This is a genomic window from Burkholderia sp. BCC0397 (assembly GCF_902832865.1).
Taxonomy (GTDB): domain Bacteria; phylum Pseudomonadota; class Gammaproteobacteria; order Burkholderiales; family Burkholderiaceae; genus Burkholderia.
On sequence record NZ_CADFDL010000008.1, the window covers coordinates 292,998 to 304,703 of the forward strand.

Annotated in this window: 11 protein-coding genes and 1 pseudogene; 4 read left to right on the forward strand and 8 right to left on the reverse strand. The window is 69.3% G+C overall.

Annotated elements, in window-relative coordinates; all coding sequences use genetic code 11:
- Positions 1-36: 36 nt before the first annotated feature.
- Positions 37-372, reverse strand: a complete 336-nt coding sequence (locus tag HWX03_RS24400) for a hypothetical protein (protein WP_175872957.1) — start codon at positions 370-372, stop codon at positions 37-39.
- A 280-nt stretch (positions 373-652) separates the two neighbouring features.
- Positions 653-1,399: a MipA/OmpV family protein gene (locus HWX03_RS24405; protein WP_174433480.1), complete on the reverse strand. Its 747-nt coding sequence runs from the start codon at positions 1,397-1,399 to the stop codon at positions 653-655.
- 245 nt (positions 1,400-1,644) lie between these two features.
- Here HWX03_RS24405 and HWX03_RS24410 point away from each other — a divergent pair, with 245 nt between their 5' ends.
- Together HWX03_RS24410 and HWX03_RS24415 are read left to right on the forward strand one after the other, a co-directional pair.
- Entirely contained in the window at positions 1,645-2,370 is a 726-nt protein-coding gene (locus HWX03_RS24410) for a response regulator (RefSeq protein WP_175872958.1), read from the forward strand.
- Entirely contained in the window at positions 2,371-3,756 is a 1,386-nt protein-coding gene (locus HWX03_RS24415; RefSeq protein ID WP_175872959.1) for an ATP-binding protein, read from the forward strand. It abuts the gene before it with no gap.
- Positions 3,757-3,792: 36 nt separating this feature from the next.
- Here HWX03_RS24415 and HWX03_RS24420 read toward each other — a convergent pair whose 3' ends face one another.
- The 6 genes and pseudogenes from HWX03_RS24420 to HWX03_RS24445 form a co-directional block, all read right to left on the reverse strand.
- The gene (locus HWX03_RS24420) at positions 3,793-4,833 is read right to left on the reverse strand and encodes an iron ABC transporter permease (RefSeq protein ID WP_175872960.1); all 1,041 of its coding nucleotides are present in this window, start codon (positions 4,831-4,833) and stop codon (positions 3,793-3,795) included.
- Positions 4,830-5,822 (reverse strand): ABC transporter substrate-binding protein, encoded by a 993-nt coding sequence (locus tag HWX03_RS24425; RefSeq protein ID WP_175872961.1) that lies wholly within the window; start codon positions 5,820-5,822, stop codon positions 4,830-4,832. The genes HWX03_RS24420 and HWX03_RS24425 overlap by 4 nt, the downstream gene beginning before the upstream one ends.
- A complete protein-coding gene (locus HWX03_RS24430; RefSeq protein WP_174386465.1) occupies positions 5,819-6,604 on the reverse strand; it encodes an ABC transporter ATP-binding protein in 786 nt (261 codons plus the stop codon). Before HWX03_RS24430 ends, HWX03_RS24425 begins: the two co-directional genes overlap by 4 nt.
- A gap of 11 nt (positions 6,605-6,615) precedes the next feature.
- Entirely contained in the window at positions 6,616-8,715 is a 2,100-nt protein-coding gene (locus HWX03_RS24435; RefSeq protein ID WP_175872984.1) for a TonB-dependent siderophore receptor, read from the reverse strand.
- Between the two features lie 259 nt (positions 8,716-8,974).
- Positions 8,975-9,280 (reverse strand): annotated as a pseudogene (locus tag HWX03_RS24440) (transporter); the annotation flags it as partial.
- Between the two features lie 199 nt (positions 9,281-9,479).
- On the reverse strand, positions 9,480-10,403 hold the full coding sequence (locus HWX03_RS24445; protein ID WP_175872962.1) for a LysR family transcriptional regulator: 924 nt from the start codon (positions 10,401-10,403) through the stop codon (positions 9,480-9,482).
- Positions 10,404-10,521: 118 nt separating this feature from the next.
- On the opposite strand from HWX03_RS24445, the gene HWX03_RS24450 reads away from it, so the two are divergent.
- Both HWX03_RS24450 and HWX03_RS24455 read left to right on the forward strand, forming a co-directional pair.
- Positions 10,522-11,403: an intradiol ring-cleavage dioxygenase gene (locus HWX03_RS24450; RefSeq protein ID WP_175872963.1), complete on the forward strand. Its 882-nt coding sequence runs from the start codon at positions 10,522-10,524 to the stop codon at positions 11,401-11,403.
- Positions 11,400-11,702 (forward strand): Dabb family protein, encoded by a 303-nt coding sequence (locus HWX03_RS24455; RefSeq protein WP_175872964.1) that lies wholly within the window; start codon positions 11,400-11,402, stop codon positions 11,700-11,702. Before HWX03_RS24450 ends, HWX03_RS24455 begins: the two co-directional genes overlap by 4 nt.
- The last annotated feature ends 4 nt before the right edge of the window (positions 11,703-11,706 follow it).

An 11,706-nucleotide genomic window follows, 5' to 3' on the forward strand; every position in this document is an offset into this window, starting at 1 on the left:
ACGACCCGGCGCGCGCTGCGATACCGACACCGGCCCTCACCCGCGCCGCACCCAGATCACTTTCCTGTCGCGAATGCCGAGATTGCGGCGCTCCTCCCGGTAATCCATCGTGCCCGGCAACGACTTCCCGTCGCGCTCGAGCACGCGCCACAGGCAGCCGTCGAGCAGCGCGGTCGCATCGGTCTCGGTCTTGCCGACCAGCGCATCGTCCGGCGCGGCGTCCGCCTTGCATACCTGCGCGGCGCCCGACTGCAAAGGGGCCCTGGCTGCGCCACCCGCGGTGGCGTTGGGGTGCTTCGTATCCATGTCCGCACATCCTGCAAAGGTTGCGCCCGCAACGAGTGAAACGAGCATCGCGATCGTGTTCTTCATCGGTTTCTCCCTGTCTCGGCCCGGCGGTCGATGTGCGGCATTCGTGCACGACCGGGCATCGCATGCGTAATCGATTCCGCGCGCTGCCGGCCGTTTCCTGATGGAGCCGGCCAGCCAATGGCGGCCTGTCGCGACCCGGCGGAGCCGCCTCGGCGCACCGGCGTCGCAGGCCCGGCCTGACGCCGAACCCGCCCGCATGTTACCGCACGCGGTTCGCGGCGACGATGCGACGCCGACGCATCGTGTGCGCCCCGCGCGCCGGCTCGCGTCGACAATCCGTTCAGAACTTGTACGTCACGCCCGCGATGCCGTAGTAGTTGCTGCGCGACTGCACGATCGGGCTGTCGCCGGCGCGGCCGAGCAGCCGCGTCACGCCGCCGGTCGCGAGCACCGACCAGTGCCGCGACAGCGTCCAGTTCCATGCAACCGCCATCGATGCGCTGTCGATCCCGCCGCTCGCCGAATACGGCCGGAACCGGCTCGTCATCGACTGCGCGTCGGTCACGCCATAGAAGGTCTGCATGTAGCGTCCCGAGCCCGCGTGCACGGTGCCCGTCACGATGATCTCGTGCTGCGACGTCTTGAGTACCGGCACCGCGAGATCGACGTGCCCCGACACGCCGCGCGACGTGTGCGTCACGGGCGTATCGATCGTGACGCTCAGTTCCGCCGCGTCGAAGAGCGTCACGCCGGCGCGCACGCCGACGAGCACCGAGCCCGGAATCCGGCCCATCCCCTTCAGGTAGTCGGAGCCCGGCAGGTCGAAGCGGTTCTCGTCCGCGCGGCCCGCGTCGTAGCTAACCGCCGCCGACACGAACGCACCGTGCGGCAGGTCCAGCCGGTAGCCGGCGCCCTGCGTGCTGTCGACGAAGAAGCCATTGCCGAACGTGGCGGAAAACGACGGCGCCACGACGCCGCGATACTGTTTGCTGCCCTGATAGCGCGGTGCGACCCCGCCGCCGAGCGACAACGAGTACTGGTTTTCCGCGTGGGCGGCGGCGGCGAGGGTCAGGCCGGCGAGCGGCATGCAATAGCGGTAGCGGCGAAGTGATGGGCGCACAATATTGAGATATGAGTGACGAAGCCCGCAGTCTAGGTGCCGCCCTGCGCCGAGACTGTCCTGAATGTGCGGGGAATCTGTGCGCAATTGTGTTCGATTGTTCGAGATTGTCGCCCCGCTGCCCCGGCAGCCGGTCCGCCGGATAGAATTCGCGTGCCGCGCCGCGCATCGGCCTGCCGGGAGTGAGATGGCGCGTGCATCCTGAGGAGACCATGAACGAAGTTCCGCTCAAATACCGTGTGCTGCTGATCGAGGACGACGATCGCCTCGCGCAGCTCGTCCGCGAATACCTCGACGGCTATGAATTCGCGGTGACGGTCGTGCGGCGCGGCGACCTCGCCGTCGCGGCGGTGCGCGAGCACCAGCCGGCCCTCGTGATACTCGACCTGATGTTGCCGAATCTCGACGGCATGGAAGTCTGCCGGCGCATCCGCGCGTTCACCAACGTCCCCGTGCTGATCCTGACCGCGCGCGTGGACGTGTACGACCAGGTCGCCGGGCTCGAGACCGGCGCCGACGACTACGTGACGAAGCCGATCGAGCCGCGCGTGCTCGTCGCGCGCGCCCGCGCGCTGTTGCGCCGCGCGCAGCCGGCCGCGGCGGAAGCGCCCGTCGTCGCGCCCGACGCGCTCGTATTCGGCGAACTCACGATCTCGCCGCCGAACCGCACCGTCACGTGGCGCGGCGAGCCGGTCGAGCTGAGGACCGCCGAATTCAACCTGCTGCTGATTCTCGCGCGCGCGGCCGGCACCGTGCTGAGCCGCGACGACATCCTCAAGCAGTTGCGCGGGATCGAATTCGACGGGCTCGACCGCTCGGTCGATTCCGGCATCTCGAAGCTGCGCCGCCGCTTCGAGGATGCTTCATCGGAGCCGCACAAGATCAAGACGATCTGGGGTCGCGGCTACCTGTTCAGCCCTTCTGCGTGGGACGAATAAATGCTGCGCCCGTTGCTCCGGTTGTACCTCGTCGTGATCCTGTTCGTCGGCGCGTCGATCATCTTCATCCAGCTGTCGTTCGACCGGATCTTCTACGAGCGCGGCGCGCAGGCGCAACGCGACTCGCTGACGACCTACTCGTTCGTGCTGAACGACTACCTCGAACGCCATCCGGGCGCGCAACGCGCGCTCGCCTTGCGCGAACTCGCGCTGCACGGCCGCGAAGGATTCGGCTTCATGTCGATGGCCGACGCGCGTGCGCAACTGAGCGGCGCGCCGCTGCGCGATCTCGATGCCGGCAGGATCGCGATCAGCTACAACGGCAAGGATTACTACATGCCGCTCGCGGACGGCTCGGTGCTGCATGCGCGGCCGATCGAGGCACCTGACCTCGACATCCGGATCTATGCGTACATGCTGCTCGCGCTCGCGACGCTGTTCGCGGTGGTGCTGTGGATCAACTATCACTGGCGCGACATTCGCCGGCTGCAGGACGCCGCGCGCGCGTTCGGCGCCGGGATGCTGTCGACGCGCGTGAAGCTGTCGGGCAAGTCGAACATCTACGAGCTGTCACAGCAGTTCAACGACATGGCCGCGCGCATCGAGGCGTCGATCAAGCAGCAGCGCGAAATGATGCACGGCATCTCGCATGAACTGAAAACGCCGCTCGCCCGGCTCGAATTCGGGCTCGCGCTGCTCGCCGATCCCGACGAAACGGGCCGGATGCGCGAGCGCCGCGACGCGCTGCGGCGCGACGTGCGCGAACTCGACGAGCTCGTCACCGAGCTGCTGACGATCGGCCGGCTCGAACAGGGGGCGAGCGAGCTCGCGCCGATGGAGGTCGTCGTCGACGCGCTGATCGACAGCGTCGCCGGCAACGTCGCGGACGACATCGCCGATCGCGGCATCGCGCTCGACGTGTCGACGCTCGACGCGCCCGCGAGCCATGTCTGCGATCCGAAGCTCGTCGCCCGCGCACTGCTGAACCTGATCCGCAACGGCGCGCGCTATGCGTCGCGCAAGGTCGTGCTGGCCGCCGCCCGCGACCGCGCCGGCGCGCTCGTGCTGAGCGTCGACGACGATGGCCCCGGCATTCCGCGCGCCGAGCGCGCCCGCGTGTTCGAGCCGTTCCAGCGGCTGGACTCGAGCCGCGACCGGCAGACCGGCGGCTTCGGACTCGGGCTCGCGATCGTGCGGCGCGTCGCGCAGGTGCACGGCGGCGACGTGCGGCTCGAGGATTCGCCGCTCGGCGGCGCGCGCTTCGTGATCACATTGCCCGTGCGCGCGCTGCCGGACAGCCTCTTCGACGTCGCGCAGGACGTCGCGAACCCGCACGCCGATGCGCGCCGCCGTCGCGGCACGGGTACGGTCATCCCGCTTCGTTGAAACAGGCGCGGGCGCCCGCCCTGCCCTCGCCTTCACTCAGCGCCGGCGCAACAGCGCGACGAAGAACAGGCTGCCGAACAGCGCGGTCACGACGCCGATCGGCAGATCCTCCGGCGCCGCGAGCGTGCGCGCGGCGACATCGGCCCACACGAGCAGGATCGCGCCTGCGAGCGCGGCGACCGGCAGCAGCCGGCCGTGCTCGGCACCGACGACGCGACGGCACAGATGCGGCGTCACGAGCCCGACGAAGCCGATCGCGCCGCTCACCGCGACCATCGCGCCCGTCGCGAACGACGCGACGACGAACACCTCGCGCCGCATCCGCGCGCTCGGCACGCCGAGCGACGCCGCGGCGACATCGCCCGACATCAGCGCATTCAGTTCGCGCCGACGCGCAACCAGCGCGCCGCCGGCGAGCACCGCGCACACGGCCGGCACCGGCAGCAGGTCCCAGCGCGCGAGCCCGACCCCGCCCAGCATCCAGAACAGCACCGACGACGCGGCGCGCTGATCGCCGAGATACAGCAGCAGGTTGCCGAACGCGGCCATCATGAACGACACCGACACGCCCGCGAGCAGCAGCCGGTCCGATTCGAGCCGGCCGCCGCGGTACGCGAGCGCGATCACGCAGGCGGTCGCCGCAAGCGCACCCGCGAACGCGGCGGCCGACAGCGTGAACGGGCCGAACGCCGCGCCGGCCACCACCGTGACCGCGATCGCGCCGAGCATCGCACCCGCACTCACGCCGAGCAGGTGCGGATCGGCCAGGCGGTTCGCGGTCGCCGCCTGCAACGCGACGCCGACCGTCGCCAGCGTCGCGCCGACGATCGCGGCCAGCAGCGCACGCGGCATCCGGATCAGCCAGACGATGCTGTCGTCGCCGGCCGCCGCCGCGAACGCATCCGCGCCGCCGAACGCCGACGCGACGTGCGCGGCGATGATCCGCACCGCGTCCGGCATCGCGATCGGCGCGGAACCGAACGCGGCCGACACGACGATCGACACGACCAGCAGCACGGCCAGCCCCGGCAGCACCACGCGCATGCCGGGCCGCGCCGCCTGCCCGCGCACGCTCATCGCGCCGCTCCGGCAAAGGCGGCCGGATACAGCGCGCGGGCGAGCGTCTCGACGGCCGCGACGTTCTCGGGGCCCGGCGTCGCGGCATCGTACGGAATCACGACGAAGCGCCGGTCGCGGATCGCGGCCACGCGCGCGAGCGCCGGCTGGCTCGACAGGAACTGCTGCTTCTGCGCGGCCGTGATCGCCGAATAGTCGACGATCACGATCACCTGCGGATCGCGCGCGACCACGCTTTCCCAGCTCACCTGCGTCCAGCTGCGCGGCAGGTCGTCCATCACGTTGCGCGCGCCCGCCGCCGCGAGCAACGCGGTCGGCATCGCGAGCCCGCCCGCCGTCATCGGCTTGTCGGTGCCGCTGTCGTACACGAACACGCGCAGCGGCGCCGGGCGCCCGATCGCGCGCGACACCGCCGCGAGCCGCGCGCGCATCCCGGCTACGACCTGCGCGGCGCGTGCATCGACGCCGAAGATCCGGCCGAGATTGTTCAGGTCGCGGAACACGTCGTCGAACGAGGTGGCCGACTGCTTCATCACGTGCGAACACGATTCGGTCAGTTCGTAGGTGCGGATGCCGAACGGCGCGAGCGTCGCCGGCGTCACCGGGCCGCCGACATGCATACCGTAGTTCCAGCCCGCGAGATAGAAGTCGGCGCGCGCGGCGGCCAGCACTTCCAGCGACGGATACTGGCTCGCCAGTTCGGGCACGCCGCGCAATGCGTCGCGCACGCGTGCGGTCCCCGTCTTCCAGCCGCCGATGCCGGTATAGCCGACGAGCCGGTCCTTCAGGCCGAGCACGAGCATCATTTCGGTCAGGTTCACGTCGTTGCTCACCGCGCGCGTCGGCGCACGCTCGAACGTCACGTCGCGATCGCAACTGCGCACGGTGACGGGATAGGCGCCCGCGTGAATGGCCCCGCTGCCGAGCACGGCAGCGGCGACCAGCCGGCGGAAGACGGAGGACAGGACAGGAAACGGCATGGCGGTCATTCCGGATGAAGCGGCGTGATGCGCGGGCGGCCCGTGACGGGATGGCGATCGACGAGCGCGGCGACGCCGAACACGTCGCGCAGCAGCGCTTCGGTCAGCACGTCGTCCGGCACACCGGACGCGACGACGCGGCCATGCGCGAGCACATGGAGCCGGTCGCAATACGCAGCCGCGAGATTGAGGTCATGAATCGTCGCGAGCGTCGCGATGCCGAGGCGGCGCACGCGCGCGAGCAGTTCGAGCTGGTGACGCAGGTCGAGATGGTTGGTCGGTTCGTCGAGCAACAGCAGTTCGGGCTGCTGCGCGAGCGCGCGGGCCAGCAGCGCGCGCTGCTTCTCGCCGCCCGACAGCGACGCGAAGCGTTGTGCGCGGCGCTCGACGAGGCCGACATCGTGCAACGCGGATTCGACGATCCGGCGATCGTCGGCCGACTCCGCATCGAACGGCCGCTGGTGCGGCGTGCGGCCCATGCCGACCAGCTCGTCGACCGTCAGCCCGAAATCGTCCGGCGTTTCCTGCTGCAGCACCGCGATGCGCTGCGCGACCGCGCGCGGCCGCATGCGCCACACGTCCTGCGCGTCGAGCGTGACGCGGCCCGCATCGGGCCGCGCGTAACGGAACACGCAGCGCAGCAGGCTCGTCTTGCCGCTGCCGTTCGGGCCGACCAGGCCGACGACTTCGCCTTCGGCCACCGTCAGCGTCACCGAATCGAGCACGTCGACCGCGCCGCCGGGAGACCAGCTCACGCGTTCGATGTCGAGCATGTGTGTGACGGGACGCATGTCGTGCCGCCCTAGAAGCGCATCGTCGCGACGAGCTCCGCCGAGCGCGACGGGCCGAGCAGCCATTGCTCGCCGCCGTTCGACGTCGTCACCGCGTACGTGCGGTTCGCGAGATTGCGCAGATACAGTGCGAGCTCGGTGCGCGACGTCGGCTGCCAGCGCAGCGACGCATCGAACACCGTATACGACGGCACCTGCACGCGATTCGCGTCATCGCCGTAGGTCGCGCCGACGTAACGCACGCCCGCATTCGCGTGCCAGCGCTCGGCGAACGCCCAGCCGAGCCACAGGTTCGCGGTCTGCTGCGGCACGCCGGACGGCACGTTGCCGGCCCGCGACACCGTCGTGCCGCCGGCCGTCTGGTTGAATGCATCGTAGCGCGCACGCAGCAGCGCGACGTTCGCATCGATCGTCCAGCCGTGCGGCAGCCGCGCGCCGCCGGTCAGCTCGACACCGCGCGACGACTGCCGGCCGACCTGCTGGCGCAGCGCCGGATTGAACGGATCGGTGCTGAGCAGGTTGCGCTTCGTGATGTCGTACACCGCGAACGTCCAGTACGCGCGACCGTCGAACAGCGTCTGCTTGAGCCCGGCTTCCCACTGTTCACCGGTCGCGAGCCGGTAGCCCGCCTGCGACGCGGACAGCGTCACGAGCGAGCCGACGCCCTCCGCACCCGTCGTGTACTGCGCATACGCGCTGAACGTCGGCGCGATGTCGAATACGAAACCGGTGCGCCAGCCGACGTTCGCGAACCGCTTGTCGAAGCCCGTGCCGGTCGCCGCCTGCTCGCGGCTGAACGCGATATGGTCGTAGCGCAGGCCGCTCACCCACGCGAGCCGCGGCAGCACCTCGAGCCGGTTCTCCGCGAATACCGCCGCCTGCCGCGCGCGCGTGCTGAACTGCGGCACGGTCGGGTCGGGGCTCGTGAACACACCGGGATCGAAGCCATGCGCCGGCACCGTCGTTTCGCCGCCGTATGGCGAATTGTTGATGCCGCTGAACGTGATCTGGCTGAATTCCGTGCCGACGACGAAACGGTTCGCGCGACCGAACAGCATCCCGTCGAAACGCACACTCAGCCGGTCGCCGATCTGCCGCTGGTGGTGGCCGATGTCGAGATAGTCGCCGCGCGTGACGCGCGCCGTCGCGGGGTCGAGCGCATACGATTCCGCGTTGCGCCAGTGGCGGTTCGACGTCAGGTAGTAGAGCTGGTTGTCGATCGTCACGCCGGGCGCGGGCCGGTAGCGGACAGACAGGCGCGTCCACTGGTCGTAGTACGAAATCGTCGCATCGCCGACGGTGTAGTTCAGCTTGCGCAGCGACGGATCGAGCACGCCGTTCGACGCGGGCACGCCATAGTATGTCGCCGGCATCTGGCGCCCGTAGTCGTAGTCGAGCGTCAGCGTGAGCTGCGGGCTCACGTCGAATGTCAGCGCGCCGCCGATCGCCGTCGTATGCGTATCGGCCCGCTCGGCGAGACCGTTCGCGCGTGCATCGCTCGCGTAGAAGCGGTACGACAGCCGTGGGCCGAGCGCGCCCGTCGTATCGAACGCGAAGCGCTTCGCGCCGTCGGGGCCGACGCCGGCCTGCAGCGTCGTCTCGCGCGTGCGCTGCGGCCGCTTCGGCACCACGTTCACGACCCCGCCGATCGCCCCTTCGCCGTACAGCACCGATGCCGGGCCGCGCAGCACCTCGATGCGCGCGACCGACCACGTGTCGAACGGAAACGTGCTCGTGCCGGCCGCCGGCATCAGCCGCACGCCGTCGAGCAGCGTCATCACCGATTCCTGTCCGCTGAAGCCGCGCACGCTCAGCGCGGTGCCGCCGGTGCCCGGCGCGATCGCGCTCGAAAAGCCGGCCGTGCGCGTGACCGCGTCGAGCACCGTGCGATCGCCACGTGCTTCGATCGTGTCGGCCGTGACGGTTTCGACGCTCGCGGGCGTGTCGAGGCCGGCGAGCCCGAGCCGCGAGCCCGTTTCGAGCGGTTGCGTCAGCGGGTCGCCCAGTGCGGACGAAGCGGTGATGTTGATCGCCGGCAGCGCGTGCCGATCGTCCGGCGCCGGTGCGGCGGCTTCGGCGGCTTCGGCGGCCAACGCGCCGGTGGCGGCCATCGCGCAGCCCACCCAGGTCGTGCAACTGCGTGCCGCGCGTGTGCGCCAGGCGCCCGCGTTCCGGCGCGGCGCGGCATGGCGCCGCGCCCCGCGCGCCGGGGTGTGTCCGGTTCTCGTCACGTCGTATCGATCTTGTTCGGTTGTCGTCGCGCGCGCGTGTGCCGGGCAGCCCGGTTACCGGCGACGAAAACGTCAGATGATACAATATATCAACTTGATCCGTCAGGATTTCGACAACCTGGGTTGCCGCCCCGCGCGTCTACAGCGGGAAACTGAACTGCATCCACAGCTTGTCGCCCCGCGGCCGGTTACGCACCGCGAACGCGTGCTGGTATTTCACGACCACGCCCGACGCCGGCCCCCACATGTCGCGCAACTGCGGACCGATCGCGACCGTTTGCCCGCGAAAGCCGTCCGATCCGACCTTCACGCCGTCCTGCGTATCGTCCGTGAACTGCTTCAGGAACGTGCCCTGCACGCCGAGCTGCACGCGACGGTCGAGCGAACAGCCGATCAGGTAGTCGAGCACGGCGACCGCGCCCGAGTGATAGCGCGTCGCGTGGTTCAGCGATCAGGCGTGCCAACGGTACCCGTCGCAATGCGTATCTCATGTCGTCTCCAGACCGATTGTTATCGTGAGCCGGGCATGGCGGGCCCGGGGAGACGCAATGTAAAACGCACGACAGCGGCGAAAAAGACGACGGTCGGGAGAACAGTTCTCCGTCATGCGGAGAAATGCGCGACAGCGCCGCGCCGGCCTGTGCTCAGCGGCCGACTTCCTTCCATTTGCGCGCAAGCCCGAGCCGTTCGAACCGCTCGATCAGGAACTCGGCGAAGACGCGGATCTTCGCCGGCTGGTGTCGGCGGCTCTGATACGCGATGTTGACGGTGAGCGCCGGCAATTGCCAGTCGGTGAGCACCGGCACCAGCTTCCCCGCGACGATATCGTCGTGAATGATGTAAAGCGGCTGGATCAGGATGCCGAGCCCGGCGAGCGCCGCGGCGCGGATCACCTGCCCTTCGTTCGCATCGAGCACGCTCTTGATCGTGACCGACTGCTTCTTCGCGCCGTGACGGAAATGCAGCACGTACGGATCGTTCGCGAGGTTATAGACCAGCAGGCGGTGGTCGCCCAGCGCGTCGGGCGTCGCGGGCGCGCCGTGCTTCGCCAGATAGCCGGGCGACGCGGCCAGCACGCGCCGCGTCTCGGCAAGCTTGCGCACGGTGATGCCCGAATCTGCCTCGTGCTCGCGCGTGCGGATCGCCACGTCGATGCCGGCCTCGATGAAATCCGGGTAGCGGTTCGCCGCGATGATCTGCACGTTCAGGTTCGGGTAGCGCCGGTGAAATTCGGGCAATGCGGGCGCGATGTAGATCGACGCGAACGACACCGACGCGGTCACGCGCAGCGTGCCGGCCGGGTTGACGCTCGCTTCGTTGACGGCCGCGTCGGCTTCCGACAGCTCCGTCAGGATCGCGGCGCAACGCCGGTGGTACTCGTGCCCGGCGTCGGTCAGCCACAGCCGGCGCGTGGTCCGCTCGACGAGCCGCGCGCCCAGCCGCTCTTCCAGCGCGTTCAGGCAACGGCTCGCCGCCGCGCTCGACATGCCGAGCCGCTCGGCGGCCTTCGACAGGCTGCCCAGCTCCGCCACCTGCACGAAAAATTCGATCTGCGTCCACTTGTCCATGCGTTCGATTCTTCCACCTGGCGGAGAACAAAACTCCTCCAAACCCACTTTTTTACGATTCGGGGAGGAATTAATGTTACGTCAATGCGCCATCGAGCGACATCAGGAGACAACCCCAATGCGCAATCTCAACGAAGACACCATCACGCAGGCCGTGATCGCGTCGCTCTCCGGCTGTCGCGACGAGCGGCTGCGCACGGTGATGACGAGCCTCGTCCAGCACCTGCATTCGTTCGCGCGCGAAACGAAACTCACCGAAGCCGAATGGCAAGCCGCGATCGGCTTCCTGACGGCCGTCGGCCACATCACCGACGACAAGCGCCAGGAGTTCATCCTGCTGTCCGATGTGCTCGGGCTGTCGACGCTCGTGACCGCGCAGAACCACGCGAAGCCGGCCGGCTGCACGGAAGCGACCGTGTTCGGGCCGTTCTACGTCGACGGCAGCCCCGAATTCGGGATGTTCGACGACATCGCGAACGGCGCATGCGGCGAGCCGTGCTTCGTGTCGGGCCAGGTACGCGGCATCGACGGCACGCCGGTCGCCCACGCGTCGCTCGAGGTGTGGCAAGCCGACGAGGACGGCCACTACGACGTGCAGTTGCCGGACGACGACGGGTCGGTCACGCATCGCGCGCGCGGGCGGCTGCGCAGCGGCGCCGACGGCCGCTATGCGTTCCGCTCGATCCTCGCCGAGCCGTATCCGATTCCGCATGACGGCCCCGTCGGCGCGATGCTCGATGCGCTCGGCCGCCATCCGTGGCGCCCCGCCCACCTGCACTTCATGATCGAAGCGCGTGGCTACGAGACGCTGATCACGCACGTGTTCCGCGACGGCGACCGCTATCTCGACTCCGATGCGGTCTTCGGCGTGCGTTCGACGCTCGTCGCCGACTGGGTCCGGCATGCGCCCGGCATCGCGCCCGACGGTTCGCCGATGGACACGCCGTTCTACACGCTCGATTACGACTTCGTGCTGAATCGCGCGGAGGGTGCCGCATGATCCGGCACGTCGTGATGTGGAAGGTTGCCGGCGCAACCGATCACGAACGCACCGCCGCGCGTGCCAGCGTGAAGTCCGCCTTCGAAAGCCTGCGCGGCCGGATTCCGGGCATGACGCACCTCGAGATCGGCGCGGATTTCAGCGCGGCCGATTACGCGTGCGACCTGATCCTCGTCGCCGAATTCGAGTCGCACGAGGCGCTCGACGGGTACGCGACGCATCCCGAACACGCACGTGTGCGCGACGCACTGACGGGGCTGCGCATCGCGCGCCACCTGGTCGACTACGCAACGGAGTGACGAC